Origin of the sequence: Pseudomonas sivasensis (assembly GCF_013778505.1) — a bacterium.
Taxonomy (GTDB): domain Bacteria; phylum Pseudomonadota; class Gammaproteobacteria; order Pseudomonadales; family Pseudomonadaceae; genus Aquipseudomonas; species Aquipseudomonas sivasensis.
On sequence record NZ_JAAOWU010000010.1, the window covers coordinates 180,439 to 197,365 of the forward strand.

The window sequence follows — 16,927 nt, forward strand, 5'->3', positions numbered from 1 at the left end:
TACCACCGCCACTCGGCGCCTATCTTGCCCGCCAGCCCCAATTGGGCGTTTTTTTTGCAGCGCTTGGCGGGCATACTAGGCCGTCCCTTTCCCTGGTGTCGCCCGCCTCTATGCTTCGCGCCTTGATTACCCTTGCTCTTGTCTGCCTGCTCCAACCGGCGTTTGCCGATGAGCGCGCACAAACCCAACAACAGTTGGACGCTACGCGTCAGGACATTACCGAGCTGAAAAAACTGCTCGGCAAGCTCCAGGAAGAAAAATCCGGGGTGCAGAAAGACCTGCGCGGCACGGAAACCGAAATGGGCAAGCTAGAGAAGCAAGTCCAAGAGCTGCAAAAAGAATTAAAGAAGAGCGAGTCGGAACTGGAGCGACTCGACGCTGAGAAAAAAAAACTCCAGAGCGCACGCGTTGAACAGCAACGTCTGATCGCGATCCAGGCCCGCGCCGCCTACCAGAGTGGCCGCCAGGAATACCTCAAGCTGCTGCTCAACCAGCAGAACCCTGAGAAATTCGCGCGCACCCTGACCTACTACGACTACCTGAGCAAAGCCCGCCTGGAGCAATTGAAAAGCTTCAACGAGACTCTGCGCCAGTTGGTCAACGTCGAACAGGAAATCGCCAACCAGCAGTCGCAGTTGGAAGACCAGAAAAGCGCCCTCGACACCCAGCGCGATGAGCTGGACAAGGTCCGCAAGGAGCGCCAGCTGGCCCTGGCCAAGCTCAATGACGACGTGAAAGCCCGCGACGCCAAGCTCCAGGCCCGCGAGCAAGACCAAGCCGACCTGGCCAAAGTGCTCAAGACCATCGAAGAAACCCTGGCGCGCCAGGCACGCGAGGCCGAAGAAGCGCGCCAGAAAGCGCTGATCGCCCAGCAGGAAGCCGAAAAAAAGCGCCAGCGTGAGGCCGAACTGGCAGCCACCACTGACGCTCCGGCGCCACGTAAACCGGCACATGCAGCGCCTGGACCGTTGGTTTCCAGCGCCGGCGAGTCTTTCGGCGGCCCTTTTGCTTCAGCGCGAGGAAAACTTCCATGGCCTGTTGATGGTCGACTACTGGCACGCTTCGGTGAAACCCGTGGCGACGACACCCGCGCCAAGTGGGATGGAGTGATGATCAGCGCCTCCGCCGGCAGCCAGGTCCACGCCGTTCACGGCGGGCGTGTGGTGTTTGCCGATTGGCTGCGGGGCGCCGGTTTGTTGGTGATTCTTGACCACGGCAATGGCTATTTGAGCCTTTACGGCCACAATCAGACGTTACTCAAGTCGGCAGGTGATGTTGTAAAAGCCGGTGAATCCATCTCCACTGTCGGTAACAGTGGTGGCCAGGACACCCCGGCGCTGTACTTCGCTATTCGTCAGCAGGGTCGCCCGAGCGATCCCGCACAATGGTGCCGTTCCCAAGGATAGGGCCGCATCTACATTAGGAGTTCGTTCGACATGCTGCATTTGTCCCGCCTCACTTCGCTGGCCCTGACGATCGCCTTGGTGATCGGCGCGCCTCTGGCTTTCGCCGACCAGGCCGCTCCGGCTGCACCTGCTGCCACGGCCGCGACCACCAAGGCCCCGTTGCCGCTGGACGAGTTGCGCACCTTTGCCGAGGTCATGGACCGCATCAAGGCAGCCTATGTCGAACCCGTAGACGACAAGACTCTGCTGGAGAATGCCATCAAGGGCATGCTCAGCAACCTCGACCCGCACTCTGCCTATCTGGGCCCTGAAGATTTCGCTGAACTGCAGGAAAGCACCAGCGGTGAATTCGGTGGCCTGGGCATTGAAGTCGGCGCCGAAGACGGCAACATCAAGGTGGTGTCACCCATCGACGACACCCCGGCGTCCAAGGCCGGCATCCAGGCTGGTGACTTTATCGTCAAAATCAACGGCCAGCCGACCCGTGGCCAGACCATGACCGAAGCCGTGGACAAGATGCGCGGCAAGATCGGCCAGAAAATCACCCTGACCCTGGTACGCGACGGTGGCAACCCGTTCGACGTGACACTCACCCGCGCGACCATCGTGGTCAAGAGCGTGAAGAGTCAGCTGCTGGAGTCGGGCTACGGTTACATCCGCATCACCCAATTCCAGGTCAAGACCGGCGACGAAGTGGCCAAGGCACTGGCCAAGTTGCGCAAGGACAACGGCAAGAAACTCAGCGGCATCGTGCTCGACCTGCGCAACAACCCAGGCGGCGTGCTGCAGTCGGCGGTGGAAGTGGTCGACCACTTCATTACCAAAGGTCTGATCGTCTACACCAAGGGCCGTATCGCCAACTCCGAGCTGCGCTTCTCGGCCACCGGCAACGACCTCAGCGAGAACGTGCCACTGGCCGTGCTGATCAACGGCGGCAGCGCCTCGGCTTCGGAAATCGTCGCCGGCGCCCTGCAGGACCAGAAACGCGGCGTGCTGATGGGCACCACCAGCTTCGGCAAAGGCTCGGTGCAGACCGTGTTGCCGCTGAACAACGATCGCGCACTGAAGATCACCACTGCGCTGTACTACACGCCGAACGGCCGCTCCATCCAGGCCCAGGGCATCGTGCCGGACATCGAAGTGCGCAAGGCCAAGATCACTAACGAGATCGACAGCGAGTACTACAAAGAGGCAGACCTGCAAGGTCACCTGGGCAATGGCAACGGCGGTGCCGACCAGCCGACCGGCAGCAGCAAGAAAGCCAAGCCGATGCCACAGGACGACGACTATCAACTGGCTCAGGCGCTGAGCCTGCTCAAGGGGCTGAGCATCACGCGCAGCCGTTGATATGCGATTTGCCCTGATCCTTGCTCTGCTGTGCAGCCTGGTGGGAGTCGCCCAAGCGACTCCCACAGGCGAACCTCACAAAGCCTATCTGACGCTGATCATCGACGACCTGGGGCAAAACCTGCCTCGGGATCGCCGCGTGCTGGCCCTGCCTGGGCCGGTGACCACCGCGATCATGCCCGACACCCCCCACGCTGCAGAATTCGCCCGCGAAGCCCACAAGGCCGGCAAGATCGTGATCCTGCACATGCCCATGGACCCGGCCACCGGCCCGTTCGCCTGGCACCCTGAGCTGCCTATCGAAGAACTCGCCAAACGCCTGGACGCCGCGTTCAACGCCGTGCCCTACAACGCCGGCATCAACAACCATATGGGCAGCCGCATGACGGCTCAACCTGCGGCAATGGCCTGGTTGATGGCCGAGCTGCAGCGGCGCAACAAGTTCTTTGTCGACAGCCGTACCAGCGCGCAGACAGTGGCAGCCGCCGAGGCACAGAAGATCGGTCTGGCGAGTGTTTCGCGGGACGTGTTCCTGGACGACGAACGCACCGAAGCGGCGATCACCACACAGTTGCAAACCGCGATCAAGCTGGCCCACAAACAGGGCTCGGCCGTGATGATCGGCCACCCTTACCCACAAACCCTGGCAGTGCTGGAGCGCGAGCTGCCCAAGCTCAAGGCCCAGGGCATCGAGTGGATTGATATTAAGCTGATGATCAGCGTGCGCAGCAATCAAGCCATGGCTGGGCATGGGAAGGACGGGGTTTACCGCTAGAAACGCCGCAACGATCCCAGTAAGAGCTGGCAAGCCAGCGCCTACAGAACTTCGGGTCTTTTACAGATACTTCGCCGTGATCTCGTCGACGACGCCGTCTTTACGCAACTGGTCCAGCGCGGCCTGAAGCTTGTCTACCAAGTCGTCCGGCACATCCTTGTTCAACGCGAGGTAGAGCTGGGCGCTGTTGAATCGCAGCACGGTCTTGAGCCCGGTCACCCCAACTTGGCGTGCCAGGTAACGCCCGGCCGGGTCGCCGGTAGCCCACAAGTCGATCTGGCCATCCACGAGCTTTTGCGCATTGTCCTGGTCACGCAGCACTACGATCGGGTTGAGGCCCTGTTTCTCCAGGGTCTCGGCGATGGCATCGCCTTTATAGGCGCCGATCTTGTAGCGCCGCGCTTGCTCAAGTTCGGCAAGCTGGATCTTGCTGTCCGACTTGGCCAGCAGCACCCAATCATCCGGGCCAATGGGGCCGACCCACTTGAACAGCGCTTCGCGAGCCGGCAAACGTGCCATTACGAATACGCCATAGCCGGGTTTTTCCAGGGCGAGTTTGTAGATTCGCTCCCAAGGAAAACGCAGGGTGAGGTTGTAGGAAATGCCCGCACGCTTGAAGGTTTCGCGCACGATATCCACGGCGATGCCTTCGATGTTTTCTTCCTTGGCGAAGTTCTTGCCGTTTTTCGCCATGTTGTACGGCGGGAAGTTTTCCGTCAGCAACACCAGGGAGGCGTCGGACGGTTCCTCGGCATGGGCCGAACCGACTAACAACAGGGACGAACTGGCGAGGGCAAGTAAGAGGGTCTTGAACATGAAGGCTACCGGAATCCATGGCAAGCGCAGAGAGTGCCGCGCGCCCGCCATGGTGTCCAGCAACGTTTAACGAACGACGATACCGCGCGCCGCCATATAGGCCTTGGCCTCAGGAACGGTGTATTCGCCAAAGTGGAAAATACTCGCCGCCAGCACTGCGCTGGCGTGGCCTTCGATCACGCCGTCGGCCAGATGCTGCAGGTTGCCGACGCCGCCGGAAGCGATCACCGGAATGCCCAGCGCGTCGCTGATGGCACGGGTCACGCCCAGGTCGAAGCCGTTTTTCATGCCGTCCTGGTCCATGCTGGTCAGCAGGATCTCACCAGCGCCCAGGCCTTCCATCTTCATCGCCCATTCCACCGCGTCCAGGCCAGTCGGCTTGCGACCGCCGTGGGTGAAGATCTCCCAGCGCGGGGTTTCGCCCGGGCCGGAGACTTTCTTGGCGTCGATAGCCACTACGATGCATTGCGAGCCGAAATGTTGCGCGGCTTCGCCGACGAACTCCGGGTTGAACACCGCTGCGGTGTTGATCGAGACCTTGTCCGCGCCAGCATTGAGCAGGTTGCGGATGTCTTGCACGGTGCGCACGCCGCCGCCCACGGTCAGCGGGATAAACACCTGGCTGGCCATGCGCTCGACGGTGTGCAGCGTGGTGTCGCGGCCATCAACGCTGGCGGTGATGTCGAGAAAAGTAATCTCATCGGCACCTTGCTCATCGTAGCGACGGGCAATTTCCACCGGATCGCCGGCATCACGGATGTTCTCGAACTTGACGCCCTTGACCACGCGACCATTGTCGACGTCCAGGCAAGGGATGATGCGTTTGGCCAGCGCCATGGTCAGTCCTCAGCCGTTGTAGGCATCGCAGTAAGCCTGGGCTTCGGCGACGTCCAGAGTACCTTCATAGATCGCGCGGCCGGTGATGGCGCCGATGATCCCTGGCGCCTTGGCGTCCAACAGCGACTTGATATCGCCCAGGTTGTGAATACCGCCGGAAGCAATCACCGGGATCTTCGTCGCCGCAGCCAGCGCGGCCGTGAACGGTACGTTGCAGCCCTGCATCATGCCGTCTTTGGCGATGTCGGTATAAACGATGGCGGACACGCCGTCAGCTTCGAACTGCTTGGCCAGGTCGATGACTTGCACGGTGCTGATTTCAGCCCAGCCGTCGGTGGCGACGAAGCCATCTTTAGCGTCCAGACCCACGATAACTTTGCCTGGGAACGCGCGGCAGGCTTCAGCAACGAAGGCCGGGTCTTTCACAGCCTTGGTGCCGATGATCACGTAGCTCACGCCAGCTTTGACGTAGTGCTCAATGGTTTCCAGGGAGCGGATACCGCCGCCGATCTGGATCGGCAGATTCGGGTAGCGCTTGGCGATGGCGGTAACCACCTCACCGTTGACCGGCTGGCCTTCGAAGGCGCCGTTCAAGTCCACCAGATGCAGACGACGGCAGCCCCCTTCTACCCATTTGGCAGCCATGCTCACCGGGTCATCGGAGAACACGGTGGAGTCTTCCATGCGGCCTTGGCGCAGACGTACGCAGGCGCCGTCCTTGAGATCGATAGCGGGGATAATCAGCATCTGGCAAACCTTATTCGATATTCAGCAATGCTTGGGAAATCAGGGTTTCTCAAGCGACCACAGGTCGCTTTCGATGCTTTCGAACCTTTCTTTAAGGAGCGTCTGCGAATCGAAAATCGCCCTGTTGTAATAGTGCGGAGCCACTTCGGTGGTGAACAGCTCAAGAATCTCGGCGACCTCGAACGAGCCCAGCTTGAGCTCGAAGCGATCTTCCATGAAGCGTTTGATCTTGAGGGTAGCCTCACTCTCCTGCTCAGGCGTGAGGTTCAAGATCGGCAGCTTCGGCTTCCTGGCCATTTACCAGCGCCCGTCCCACGCGGCGAAGTTCTGCAGCAATTGCAGGCCATGGGTATGGCTCTTCTCCGGGTGGAACTGCACAGCAAAACGCGAACCTTCGGCCAACGCTGCGGCGAAGTCGACGCCGTAGTGCCCGCCACCCACCACCTGGCCCGGCTTACCGGCGGCGATGTAGTAGCTGTGCACGAAATAGAAACGCGCCAGGTCCGGGATGTCGTGCCAGAGCGGGTGATCCACCGTCTGACTGACTTCGTTCCAGCCCATATGCGGCACTTTCAGGTGGGCGCCATCTTCGTGCAGGTCCTTGCCGAAGAACTTCACCTGGCCAGGGAACAGGCCGATGCAGTCGACGCCGTCGTTCTCTTCACTGCGGTCGAGCAAGGCTTGCATGCCCACGCAGATGCCGAGGAACGGGCGATCCTGGCTGACTTCGCGCACCAGACTGTCAAAGCCCAGACGGCGGATCTCGGCCATGCAATCGCGAATCGCGCCGACACCGGGGAACACCACGCGGTCAGCTTCGCGAATCACGTTGGCATCGCTGGTGATCAGCACCTTGCCGGCACCTACGTGTTCGAGGGCCTTGGCCACCGAGTGCAGGTTACCCATGCCGTAATCGATAACCGCGACCGTCTGCATTACAGAACGCCCTTGGTCGAGGGCATTTGCCCGGCCATGCGGTCATCCAACTCTACAGCCATGCGCAGCGCGCGGCCGAAAGCCTTGAACACGGTTTCGATTTGGTGGTGGGTGTTGGTGCCGCGCAAGTTGTCGATATGCAGGCTGACGAGCGCGTGGTTGACGAAACCCTGGAAAAATTCCTGGAACAGGTCGACGTCGAAGCCGCGGCCCACGTTGGCACGGGTGTACGGCACGTGCATCTGCAAGCCTGGGCGGCCGGAGAAGTCGATGACCACTCGCGACAGCGCTTCGTCCAGCGGGACATAGGCGTGACCGTAGCGACGGATGCCTTTTTTGTCGCCGATGGCCTTGGCAAATGCCTGGCCGAGGGTGATGCCTACGTCTTCCACCATGTGGTGGTCGTCGATGTGCAGGTCGCCCTTGCCTTCGATATCCAGGTCGATCAGCCCGTGACGGGCGATCTGGTCCAGCATGTGCTCAAGAAAAGGTACACCGATATCAAATCGGGCCTTTCCGGTGCCATCCAGGTTAATCGAGGCTTTGATCTGGGTTTCCAGAGTGTCGCGCTCGACGGACGCCTTACGTTCGGCCATCACCAGCTCCGCAAAATCATTGGGCGAAAAAGGCAGCCATTATAGGGGCGCGGGCGCTAAACAGAAACATCGAAGGGGATAAGACTGACGAGTTGAAGTGGGGGTGTCGGGGATAGACATGTGCATACAAGTGCGAATCCACTTATGAAAACTCTGCACAGCCAATGTGGAAGGGGGCTTGCTTCCGATGGCGGCGGCTCAGTCGCCTAGTGGCTGACTGATCTGACGCTATCGGGAGCAAGCCCCCTCCCACAATGGTTTTGCGGTGTTAGTGGAACAGTACCGCCGTCTTCTGCAGGGTCACCCACACACCCCACGCCAACGGAATACCCACCACCAGCCAGGCCGCAACGGCCAATGGCACCGTACCGGGGGCTGCTTTCCACTCCAGGGAAGTGGTGGCATCCGCGCCCTTGTCATGGCCCAGCGCCTGTTCGGCAGCCAGTTCGGCGTCGGTCATGAAGTACTTGTCGGCCACCGGACGTACCAGCATGTTGCAGATAAAGCCCAACACCAGCAGGCCGGCGAGGATGTACAAGGTGATGTCATAGGCCGCAGCGCGTTCAACGCCGATGCTCAGTTGATACTCACGCAGGTAGTTCACCAACACCGGGCCCAATACGCCCGCAGCAGCCCAAGCGGTCAGCAGGCGACCGTGGATCGCGCCCACCATCTGGGTGCCGAACAGGTCGGCCAGGTAAGCCGGAACGGTGGCAAAACCACCGCCGTACATCGACAGGATGATGCAGAACGCGGCCACGAACAGCGCCACGTTGCCCAGGTGCCCCAGGTTCGGGATCAGCGCGTAGAGGGCAAAGCCCAGGGCGAAGAACACGAAGTAGGTATTTTTACGGCCCAGGTAGTCGGAGAACGACGCCCAGAAGAACCGGCCGCCGATGTTGAACAAGCTCAACAGACCGGTGAAACCCGCGGCGATCGCGGCGATCGACGCCAGTTGCCCGGCATCCAGTTGACCGAACGGCACATCAACACCCAGTAGCTTGCCACCGAACACTTCCTGCAGCAGCGGCGAAGCCATGCCGAGGATGCCGATACCGGCCGATACGTTCAGGCACAACACCAGCCATACCAGACGGAATTGCGGGGTTTTCCACGCCACGCTCACATGCACGTGACGGTGGGTGATCATCGCATTGCTGGCTTTTTTCGCCGGCGCGGTCCAGCCCTCAGGCTTCCAGCCGGTCGGTGGCACGCGATAAGACAGCGCACCGCCGATCATGAACACGAAGTAGATCGCGGCCATCACTAGGAAGCTCTGCCAGACGCCCACGCTGGTCGGCGAAGCGAAGTGACCCATCAGCGCTGCGGCCAGGGGTGCACCGACCATCGCGCCCCCACCGAAACCCATGATCGCCATACCAGTGGCCATGCCACGCTTGTCCGGGAACCACTTGATCAAGGTCGACACGGGCGAGATATAGCCCAGGCCCAGGCCGATGCCGCCAATGACGCCGGAACCGATCCACATCAGCCAGATCTGGTGGGTGTAAATACCCAATGCCGAGATCAACAGGCCGCCGCACCAGCACAACGCCGATACAACACCCGCCTTACGCGGCCCGGCATGTTCCAGCCAGCCGCCCCAGATCGCTGCCGAGCAGCCCAGGAAAATGAAGAACAGGGTGTAGATCCAGCCCAGCATGGAGATGGGCCAGTCGCATTGGGACGAGAAGACTTGGGCGATAAAGCTCATGTCTGGCGCGCAGGCAACGGGCTTGGTGATACCCAGCGCCTTGGACAGCGGCAGCCAGAACACCGAAAAACCATAGGCCATGCCGATGCAGAGATGGATGGCCAGGGCGGCCGGTGGAACCAGCCAGCGGTTGAACCCGGGCTTGGCGATGATGCGCTCCTTGGACAGGAACGCAGGCTGTGCGGCGGTAGAACCGGCCGCAGTGCTAGTGCTCATTGGTGTTTCCCCCAGTTATTAGTATGCGTCCGTCAGGCGCTCTCTCCCTCGGCCTTGCACGCAAAGCGTGGCCGTTTTTGATGAGTGAAGCTCCATTTTGGCGCGACGATAGGTCGCAGAAGGCGGACGAACACGCAGAGATTAGCACCTGCGGATGACGGAAAAACCAAACTGATATCACTTTTTTCAGGAAATTCTCTTTTTTTGACGCCAGAATCCCGCTACCTGGCCCGCGGATACAATGTAACGATCGGTGACCTGACGCCGGTCATCGGGCGTTATACTCTGCGGCTAAATTTTAAAATCGACATACAAGGACTCGCCCATGAAAGCGTTCGGCAAAATCCTGGGTCTGGTACTTCTCGGGCTGTTGCTGATCATTGTGGCTCTGGGCTTCGCCCTGACCCATCTTTTCGATCCCAACGACTACAAAGAAGAGATTCGCCAGATTGCCCGCGACAAGGCCCACATCGAGCTGACGCTCAATGGCGATATCGGTTGGAGCCTGTTCCCCTGGCTTGGCCTTGAACTGCACGAAGCCAGCGTAGCGACCCTGACCACCCCGACCCAGCCCTTCGCCGACCTTCAGATGCTCGGCCTGTCAGTACGCGTATTGCCGCTGCTGCGCCGCGAAGTGCAGATGAGCGACGTGCGTGTCGAAGGCCTCAACCTGCGCCTCAACCGCGACAAGCAGGGTCACGGCAACTGGGAAGACATCGGCAAGACTGCACCGGTAGCCACCACCGATACGCCCACCACGCCGCCCCCGGCGCAACCGTCACCCGAAGCCAAGCCAGAGAAGCCGGCCCAGCCGATCCGCCTGGATATCGACAGCCTGACGGTCAACAACGCCCGCATCGAATACAACGATGAGCAGACCGGCAAACAGTTCAGCGCCGAGAGCATCCAGTTGAGCGCCGGTGCCGTGCACGAAGGCGCCAGCATTCCGGTGAAGCTCACCGCCTTCTTCGGCAGCAACCAGCCGGTAATGCGCGTCAAGACCGAGCTCAACGGCAATCTGCGCATTCAGCGCGCCCTCAAGCGCTACCAGTTCGAAGACATGCGTATCAGCGGCGAAGCCACTGGCGAGCCGCTGCAGGGCAAGACCGTGACCTTCTCCACCCAGGGTCAGTTGCTGGTGGACCAAGCGGCCAACATTGCCGAATGGACCAACCTGAAACTGTCGGCCAACCAACTGCGCGCCTTGGGCGAGCTGAAGGTCAATGACCTGGACAAGACCCCACAGCTCAGCGGCGCCTTGTCCATCGCCCAGTTCGACTTGGCCAAGTTCCTCGACAGCGTCGGCAGCCCACTGCCACCGATGGCCGAGGGCAGCCTGAGCAAAGTCGAACTGGTCAGCCGCCTCAAGGGCACGCCAACCAGCCTGGCCCTGGAAGACCTGAACCTGAAGCTCGACGGCAGCACCTTCACCGGCCGCGTCGCCGTGGACGATTTCGCCAAACAGTCGCTTCGCGTGCAACTCAAGGGCGACAGCTTCAACGCCGACAACTACCTGCCGGCGAAGTCCGAATCTGCCAAGGGCGCAACCGCCGCCCGCCAAGCCGAAGTGCAGAACAGCGAAGCCGGCGCCATGGCTGCCGGCGGCACCACACCGCTACCGGATGCGCCTACCAAAGGCGCCTGGAGCACCGACAAGCTGCTGCCTCTGGCGCACCTGCGCAAACTGGATGTCGATGCTGATCTCGCCTTCGGCCAACTGACCTTGAGCAAATTGCCGATCCAGAATGCCGTGCTCAAAGCATCCGGCATCGACGGCCAACTCAAGCTCGACACCCTGAGCGGCGGCCTCTACAACGGCAGCTTCCAAGCCAACGGCACACTCGATGTGCGCCAGGATATTCCAGTGCTGGCACTGCAAAGCCGGATCAAGCAAGTGCCGGTCGAACGCATCCTGCAGGCCCAGGGGCAAACCCCACCCGTGAAGGGCCAGGTCACCCTCGACAGCAACCTCAGCGGCCGTGGCAATAGCCAAAAGGCGCTGATCGACAGCCTCAACGGCACCGCCAGCTTTGTGATCAACAACGGTGTGCTGCTCAATGCCAACCTTGAACAGCAGCTGTGTACAGGCATCGCCATGCTCAATCGCAAGACCCTGAGCGGCGAACAGCGGGGCAAAGACACGCCTTTCCAAGAGCTGAAGGGCAACCTGACCTTCCGTAATGGCGTGGCCAATAACCCTGACCTGAAAGTGCGCATTCCGGGCCTGGCCGTCAACGGCAACGGTGACATCGACCTGCGCGTGTTGGGCATGGACTACCGCGTCGGCATCATCGTCGAAGGCGACCAACGCGAAGTGCCGGATCCGGCCTGCGAAGTGGGCTCCAACTTCCGCAACATCGAAGTACCGCTGCGCTGCCGCGGCCCGCTGGAATTGGGTGCCAAGGCGTGCCGCCTGGATAAAGATGGCTTGAGCCAAGTCGCAATCAAGGCGGCCGGTAACAAGCTCAGCGAGAAGCTGGAAGAGAAGCTCGACAAGGTAAACCCGCAATTGAAAGATGCATTAAAGGGCCTGTTCAAGCGATGAGAAACGAGCAGTTTTCACAGGCGGTGCTGGACTGGTACGACCGCCACGGTCGCCATGACCTGCCCTGGCAACAGGGCATCACGCCTTACCGGGTATGGGTCTCGGAGATCATGCTGCAACAGACTCAGGTGAGCACCGTGCTCAATTACTTCGACCGTTTTATGGCCTCTTTGCCAACGGTCGAAGCTCTGGCCGCCGCACCGGAAGATGAAGTGCTGCACCTGTGGACTGGCCTTGGTTACTACACCCGGGCGCGCAACCTGCAAAAGACTGCGAAGATCATCGTGGCCGAGTACGGCGGCGAGTTTCCCAAGGATGTCGAAAAGCTCACTGACCTGCCCGGCATCGGCCTGTCCACCGCCGGCGCAATCGCCAGCCTGAGCATGGGCCTGCGCGCACCGATCCTCGACGGCAACGTCAAGCGCGTGCTGGCGCGCTTTACTGCACAAGAGGGTTACCCTGGCGAGCCGAAAGTGGCCAAGCAGTTGTGGGCCACTGCAGAGCGCTTCACGCCCCATGATCGCGTCAACGCCTACACCCAGGCGATGATGGACATGGGCGCCACCCTGTGCACGCGCAGCAAACCCAGCTGCCTGCTATGTCCGCTGGAAAAGGGCTGCGAAGCCCACATGCTCGGCCTTGAAACACGCTACCCGATTCCCAAGCCGCGCAAGGCCGTCCCGCAAAAGCGCACGCTGATGCCGATGTTGGCCAACGCCGAGGGCGCGATCCTGCTTTACCGCCGCCCTTCCACAGGTTTGTGGGGCGGTTTGTGGAGCCTGCCCGAGTTAGACGACCTGCAAGACCTCGAACACTTGGCCACACAACACGCACTCGAACTGGGCAAGCACCAGGAACTGCCAGGGCTGATCCACACGTTCAGCCACTTTCAACTGGCTATCGAACCCTGGCTGGTCCAGGTCGAGGAATCCGCCCATCACGTGGCCGAGGCCGACTGGCTCTGGTATAACCTCGCCACCCCGCCGCGCCTGGGCCTTGCCGCCCCGGTAAAGAAACTGCTGAAGCGCGCGGCTGAAGTATTGAACGCAGGAGTGTCGTCATGACCCGCACCGTAATGTGCCGCAAGTACAAAGAAGAACTGCCAGCCCTGGAGCGCCCTCCGTACCCAGGTGCCAAGGGCCAGGACATCTACGATCACGTCTCTGCCAAAGCCTGGGGCGACTGGCTTAAACACCAGACCCTGCTGATCAACGAAAAACGCCTGAACATGATGAACGCAGAAGATCGTAAATACCTTGCGGGCGAGATGGACAAGTTCTTTTCCGGCGAGGATTACGCCAAGGCCGACGGCTACGTACCACCTGCTCAATAATTGATCAAAAACCGGGGGTCGGCACGTAAGCGACGGTAATAATTAAATATTTTTTGAAAACTTGCTTGACGACCCCCTGAAAAACCAGTTTAATGCGCCCCGTTGCCCAGATAGCTCAGTCGGTAGAGCAGGGGATTGAAAATCCCCGTGTCGGCGGTTCGATTCCGTCTCTGGGCACCACTAATTAGTTTCAGGTGGTGCAAACGTCATCTGAAATACACAAGAAACCCGCCAAGTGCGGGTTTTTTGTTGCCCAGGATTTAACCTCCTAACCCGCCTCTTCGTTACGCCGCGCACTAGTAGCGCTATGATATGATTCAAAATGTGCCAAGGTAGGCGATTAACAGTATGCGGATGCATCCCTCCTGTAACCCGTCAGCCAATGCCACCTAGTATCGGAGTAGGCAACGACGGCGGATCCTGTATCCCCACGAGCCTCCCTCTACACGCTGCAGCCTCTCTCCCCCACCTCAACACAGCCCAGGGTCACGCCCAAGCGGTGAGGGAGCGCACGCAAGCGCAGCGGCACAAGGACACATCATCCGGCGATGCGCAGCCCAGCGTATCGCTTACTCATACGGGCACATGGAGAAACAAATGGCATACACATCGATCATTTTCAAAAACCCGAATACGGGCGCGATGAAGGAAGCTCCAGTCGGTTTTTCGTGGACAACCTTCTTTTTCGGTTGCTTCCCGGCACTGTTTCGCGGCGACGTGAAATATGGCGTGATCCAGTTCGTCATTGCGATGGTGACCATGGGCCTTAGCAACATCGTCTTTGCGTTCATCTACAACAAGCTCTACATCAAGGATCTGATCGGCCAAGGCTTCAAGGCTCAATCCATTGCCAGTGGCGATATGAACTTCGCGTCGGCGAAGATCGGCATGCAGATCCCACAGCTGGAAGCCGCGTAATCGAAGGCGGAAACCGTATCCGACAAAAAGCCTGCTGAATGCAGGCTTTTTGCTGACCGGCTGACTCACTGCAACAAGAACACCAGCAACGGATTGTCGTTCAACCGTCCTTCAAAGTCGGGAGGCTGATGCTCCAGCGACGTCCCCGCCAGCAGTGCGACCTCCTTGCGCGCCACGACCACCCAGGCTGGCCGATGCACACGAGCTAATTGTTCAAGCTCATGACCACCAATGAACACCGGTTGCTCGTCGTGATCCAGGTTCATCATGTAACGCACCGCCCAGGTATCCCGACCGAGGTCGATAAACACCAGCGGGCCCGGCCGCGTGGCACGCAGCGCTTCAACCTGGCTGACAAACTGCCGGGTATCGAACTGTAAGTCCTTGGCCGGCTCCACCACGACCACCAGCAGCAACCACTGCGCCACCAATGCAATCAAGCTGAGCGACACCAGCCGCGCAATACGCCGCCAGGCGATCAACGCAGCGACTTGCAGCACCACCAGCACGCCCACCCACAACGGCAGCGAAACGTCTGGCCAGTAACCGTGCTTTTGCCACCCATGCCGACAGACAAATACTACAACCACACACAACGCCGGTAGCGCCGCGACAAGCCCCTCATAGCATCGACGCACGCCCACAAGCCAGCCTTGCGCCTGGAGGAGCCCATAGGCCGCGACAGCCGCAAACATCGGCACCATGGGCAGGATGTAATAGGCGCGTTTGAAGTGCGGCACCGACAACCCAATCAAAATCATCAGGCCGCAAGCACCTAGCCGCACAACCAATTGCACGGGCTCATCAAACCGTTCACGCCAGCGATGACGCAACGCAACCAGCGTGGCCAGCGCCAACGGCACCACAGGGAAGTAACGGTACAAACTCAGTTGAAGATAGAAATAGAACGGCTCGCCACTTTCATCCAGGCGCCCGCCCACTTGCATCCTGAACACCTCTTCGGCGAACCCATCACCACCACTGACGCGCGCCAGCTTTATAAGCAGCCACCAACAGACCGCCAACAACGCCAGACCAACCAGGCCGTGAATCAGCACCTGCCTGACCCGTTGCCCCGGATTACCAAGCGCCCAATACACACACACCACGCCGCAGACCTCAATCAACCCCAATGGCCCACGTATGGCGAAGCCGAAGATGAACAGCGGGAACACCGCCAACTGCCTCAATCGCGAGCCCAGGCGCTCGCCACTGTGCAGCAGGTAGAAACTGCCAACGCAGAGCAAAGCCACCATCTGATCCAGGCAAACCGAACGGGACTTTTCCAGCAGTTGAGTGGTGAGCAGTGTCAACAAAACGGAGAGCAGCGCCCACTGCCGACTCGCAGGGACCAGCAGGCGATAGAGCAGCGCAATCACCCCAGCAGACGCCAGTGCGGTGGGCAGTACGTTCGCCAGGTGATTGGGCGCACCGAATAACCGGGCAAACACAAAACTGAAGAACGTAGCGGTGCCAGGGTAGTCCGCGTAGGGCTGACCGTAGGTCGTAGGAAAAAGGCTCGCACCATGGCGAAACATTTCTTGCAGGAACAGCGCCCAACGTCCGTCAAATCCCTGGGGCTGTTGATCCCAGATCCCCAGGGTAAAGAGCAGCAAGGCAAACAGGAAAATGCCCAGGGATTCCAGGCGAAAACGGTTGCGTTGATCCATCGGTAGGCCTGTCAGGTGAGGAGCGCTGACTTAATGGTGCCGAGCACGCCCCTGAACATCGCCTGAACAGACCTGAACATTCACCCAGCTACCGACCTGCGGGCCACACCGCCCACGGGATCAGGCGCACGTAGATCAACTCAGCCACCAACTCGACCAAGGTCTGCAGGATCACCGCCGTGGCGGCCAACCCCCGTAAGTCTTCAGGCAGGGCCAGCGCCAGGGGCAATACCACCAGCGAATTGCGCGTGGATGCGCTGAACGTCACCGCCCGCGCCGTGACCGCCGGCAGCGCGAACAGCCGCGCCGCCAGCATCCCCATCAGTGGCGCCAGCAGCACAAAGCCCAGATAGACCGGAATCACTGGCACCAACAGGCCGATATCGCGCACCACCGAGGTGACTTGCGAGCCGATCACCACGAACAGCACCAGCGCCATGGCGGGTACCGGCAACCAGGCCCAAGCGTTATTCCACGCATTGATAATTGCGTAGCGCCGCGCCAGGGACGTCGTGAGCACCGCCAGCACCATCGGCACCACGATCAACTCTACAAAGGCTTGAACAAACGGTCCCACCGCAACCACTACTTCGGACTGCGCGCCCAGCATAAATCCCAGGTACACCGGCAACAGCGCCAGCTGCAGTAACAACAGCACCGGCGTCGCCGCCAGCATCAACCGCGAATCGCCTTTGCCGATATGGGTAAACACCACCACATAATCGATGCACGGCGTCAGCAACACCAACAACGCGCCCACCAGCAACGCCGGGCGCTCCACCAGGCCACGGGTCAATGCCCACACCAGCAGCGGCACCAGAATGAAATTGGCCAACAACAACGCCGACAGGAAGCGCTTGTTGCTCAAGCCCTCGCGCAGGTCCAGAAAGGGGATTTGCAGGAACATCGCGTACATAAGCACTGCGATGACGGGGGTGATCAATACGTTGAGGTTGTGGGCGGATTGGGGCGCGAACAGGCCGACGACGGCAGCCAGCAGGATGGCGACAAAGTAGATTGGGATCTGGTTGTGTTCGAGGGTGTCGCGGGACATGAAGGCGCTCGAGAAAA

The 16,927-nt window shown here is 60.2% G+C and carries 16 protein-coding genes and 1 tRNA gene; 8 read left to right on the top strand and 9 right to left on the bottom strand.

What is annotated here, in order from left to right; all coding sequences use genetic code 11:
- Nucleotides 1-110: 110 nt before the first annotated feature.
- Genes G9Q84_RS18050 through G9Q84_RS18060 form a run of 3 tightly spaced genes read left to right on the top strand, consistent with a single transcriptional unit; the run spans nucleotide 111 to nucleotide 3,528 of the window.
- The gene (locus G9Q84_RS18050) at nucleotides 111-1,406 is read left to right on the top strand and encodes a murein hydrolase activator EnvC family protein (RefSeq protein WP_032890130.1); all 1,296 of its coding nucleotides are present in this window, start codon (nucleotides 111-113) and stop codon (nucleotides 1,404-1,406) included.
- Between the two features lie 30 nt (nucleotides 1,407-1,436).
- Nucleotides 1,437-2,753, top strand: coding sequence for a S41 family peptidase (locus G9Q84_RS18055; RefSeq protein ID WP_027605074.1), 1,317 nt, complete (start codon nucleotides 1,437-1,439; stop codon nucleotides 2,751-2,753).
- Nucleotide 2,754: 1 nt separating this feature from the next.
- Nucleotides 2,755-3,528, top strand: a complete 774-nt coding sequence (locus G9Q84_RS18060) for a divergent polysaccharide deacetylase family protein (protein ID WP_181643811.1) — start codon at nucleotides 2,755-2,757, stop codon at nucleotides 3,526-3,528.
- A 60-nt stretch (nucleotides 3,529-3,588) separates the two neighbouring features.
- Here G9Q84_RS18060 and G9Q84_RS18065 read toward each other — a convergent pair whose 3' ends face one another.
- The 7 genes from G9Q84_RS18065 to G9Q84_RS18095 form a co-directional block, all read right to left on the bottom strand.
- Complete coding sequence (locus G9Q84_RS18065) at nucleotides 3,589-4,344, bottom strand: substrate-binding periplasmic protein (RefSeq protein WP_179179650.1); 756 nt, start codon at nucleotides 4,342-4,344, stop codon at nucleotides 3,589-3,591.
- Between the two features lie 66 nt (nucleotides 4,345-4,410).
- The gene (hisF, locus tag G9Q84_RS18070; RefSeq protein WP_003171107.1) at nucleotides 4,411-5,181 is read right to left on the bottom strand and encodes an imidazole glycerol phosphate synthase subunit HisF; all 771 of its coding nucleotides are present in this window, start codon (nucleotides 5,179-5,181) and stop codon (nucleotides 4,411-4,413) included.
- Nucleotides 5,182-5,190: 9 nt separating this feature from the next.
- Nucleotides 5,191-5,928 carry a 1-(5-phosphoribosyl)-5-[(5-phosphoribosylamino)methylideneamino]imidazole-4-carboxamide isomerase gene (gene hisA, locus G9Q84_RS18075; protein WP_003187784.1) on the bottom strand — a complete coding sequence of 246 codons (738 nt, stop codon included), beginning with the start codon at nucleotides 5,926-5,928 and terminating at the stop codon, nucleotides 5,191-5,193.
- 39 nt (nucleotides 5,929-5,967) lie between these two features.
- Nucleotides 5,968-6,225: a DUF2164 domain-containing protein gene (locus tag G9Q84_RS18080; protein WP_032890124.1), complete on the bottom strand. Its 258-nt coding sequence runs from the start codon at nucleotides 6,223-6,225 to the stop codon at nucleotides 5,968-5,970.
- Complete coding sequence (gene hisH / locus G9Q84_RS18085) at nucleotides 6,226-6,864, bottom strand: imidazole glycerol phosphate synthase subunit HisH (protein WP_032890121.1); 639 nt, start codon at nucleotides 6,862-6,864, stop codon at nucleotides 6,226-6,228.
- On the bottom strand, nucleotides 6,864-7,460 hold the full coding sequence (gene hisB, locus G9Q84_RS18090; protein WP_028615365.1) for an imidazoleglycerol-phosphate dehydratase HisB: 597 nt from the start codon (nucleotides 7,458-7,460) through the stop codon (nucleotides 6,864-6,866). The genes hisH and hisB overlap by 1 nt, the downstream gene beginning before the upstream one ends.
- Nucleotides 7,461-7,728: 268 nt before the next feature.
- Nucleotides 7,729-9,390 carry an OFA family MFS transporter gene (locus G9Q84_RS18095; protein ID WP_122764253.1) on the bottom strand — a complete coding sequence of 554 codons (1,662 nt, stop codon included), beginning with the start codon at nucleotides 9,388-9,390 and terminating at the stop codon, nucleotides 7,729-7,731.
- Nucleotides 9,391-9,715: 325 nt separating this feature from the next.
- On the opposite strand from G9Q84_RS18095, the gene G9Q84_RS18100 reads away from it, so the two are divergent.
- The 5 genes from G9Q84_RS18100 to G9Q84_RS18120 all read left to right on the top strand — a co-directional run bounded on the left by G9Q84_RS18100 (nucleotide 9,716) and on the right by G9Q84_RS18120 (nucleotide 14,186).
- A complete protein-coding gene (locus G9Q84_RS18100; protein WP_099601992.1) occupies nucleotides 9,716-11,935 on the top strand; it encodes an AsmA family protein in 2,220 nt (739 codons plus the stop codon).
- A complete protein-coding gene (gene mutY, locus G9Q84_RS18105; protein ID WP_095186156.1) occupies nucleotides 11,932-12,999 on the top strand; it encodes an A/G-specific adenine glycosylase in 1,068 nt (355 codons plus the stop codon). Before G9Q84_RS18100 ends, mutY begins: the two co-directional genes overlap by 4 nt.
- Nucleotides 12,996-13,268, top strand: a complete 273-nt coding sequence (locus G9Q84_RS18110) for an oxidative damage protection protein (protein ID WP_095186157.1) — start codon at nucleotides 12,996-12,998, stop codon at nucleotides 13,266-13,268. Before mutY ends, G9Q84_RS18110 begins: the two co-directional genes overlap by 4 nt.
- Nucleotides 13,269-13,372: 104 nt before the next feature.
- Nucleotides 13,373-13,448: transfer RNA gene (locus tag G9Q84_RS18115), tRNA-Phe, on the top strand.
- A gap of 417 nt (nucleotides 13,449-13,865) precedes the next feature.
- The gene (locus G9Q84_RS18120) at nucleotides 13,866-14,186 is read left to right on the top strand and encodes a hypothetical protein (protein ID WP_095186158.1); all 321 of its coding nucleotides are present in this window, start codon (nucleotides 13,866-13,868) and stop codon (nucleotides 14,184-14,186) included.
- A gap of 65 nt (nucleotides 14,187-14,251) precedes the next feature.
- On the opposite strand, the gene G9Q84_RS18125 is transcribed toward G9Q84_RS18120, so the two are convergent.
- Both G9Q84_RS18125 and G9Q84_RS18130 read right to left on the bottom strand, forming a co-directional pair.
- Nucleotides 14,252-15,856, bottom strand: coding sequence for a glycosyltransferase family 39 protein (locus G9Q84_RS18125; protein WP_181643812.1), 1,605 nt, complete (start codon nucleotides 15,854-15,856; stop codon nucleotides 14,252-14,254).
- Nucleotides 15,857-15,944: 88 nt separating this feature from the next.
- Nucleotides 15,945-16,910, bottom strand: a complete 966-nt coding sequence (locus G9Q84_RS18130; RefSeq protein ID WP_181643813.1) for an arsenic resistance protein — start codon at nucleotides 16,908-16,910, stop codon at nucleotides 15,945-15,947.
- Nucleotides 16,911-16,927 lie beyond the last annotated feature (17 nt).

Coding starts and splice junctions, on each gene's coding strand:
- G9Q84_RS18050 (WP_032890130.1), top strand. CDS start 111: ATGCTTCGCGCCTTGATTACCCTTGCTCTTGTCTGCCTGCTCCAACCG.
- G9Q84_RS18055 (WP_027605074.1), top strand. CDS start 1,437: ATGCTGCATTTGTCCCGCCTCACTTCGCTGGCCCTGACGATCGCCTTG.
- G9Q84_RS18060 (WP_181643811.1), top strand. CDS start 2,755: ATGCGATTTGCCCTGATCCTTGCTCTGCTGTGCAGCCTGGTGGGAGTC.
- G9Q84_RS18065 (WP_179179650.1), bottom strand. CDS start 4,344: ATGTTCAAGACCCTCTTACTTGCCCTCGCCAGTTCGTCCCTGTTGTTA.
- hisF (WP_003171107.1), bottom strand. CDS start 5,181: ATGGCGCTGGCCAAACGCATCATCCCTTGCCTGGACGTCGACAATGGT.
- hisA (WP_003187784.1), bottom strand. CDS start 5,928: ATGCTGATTATCCCCGCTATCGATCTCAAGGACGGCGCCTGCGTACGT.
- G9Q84_RS18080 (WP_032890124.1), bottom strand. CDS start 6,225: ATGGCCAGGAAGCCGAAGCTGCCGATCTTGAACCTCACGCCTGAGCAG.
- hisH (WP_032890121.1), bottom strand. CDS start 6,864: ATGCAGACGGTCGCGGTTATCGATTACGGCATGGGTAACCTGCACTCG.
- hisB (WP_028615365.1), bottom strand. CDS start 7,460: ATGGCCGAACGTAAGGCGTCCGTCGAGCGCGACACTCTGGAAACCCAG.
- G9Q84_RS18095 (WP_122764253.1), bottom strand. CDS start 9,390: ATGAGCACTAGCACTGCGGCCGGTTCTACCGCCGCACAGCCTGCGTTC.
- G9Q84_RS18100 (WP_099601992.1), top strand. CDS start 9,716: ATGAAAGCGTTCGGCAAAATCCTGGGTCTGGTACTTCTCGGGCTGTTG.
- mutY (WP_095186156.1), top strand. CDS start 11,932: ATGAGAAACGAGCAGTTTTCACAGGCGGTGCTGGACTGGTACGACCGC.
- G9Q84_RS18110 (WP_095186157.1), top strand. CDS start 12,996: ATGACCCGCACCGTAATGTGCCGCAAGTACAAAGAAGAACTGCCAGCC.
- G9Q84_RS18120 (WP_095186158.1), top strand. CDS start 13,866: ATGGCATACACATCGATCATTTTCAAAAACCCGAATACGGGCGCGATG.
- G9Q84_RS18125 (WP_181643812.1), bottom strand. CDS start 15,856: ATGGATCAACGCAACCGTTTTCGCCTGGAATCCCTGGGCATTTTCCTG.
- G9Q84_RS18130 (WP_181643813.1), bottom strand. CDS start 16,910: ATGTCCCGCGACACCCTCGAACACAACCAGATCCCAATCTACTTTGTC.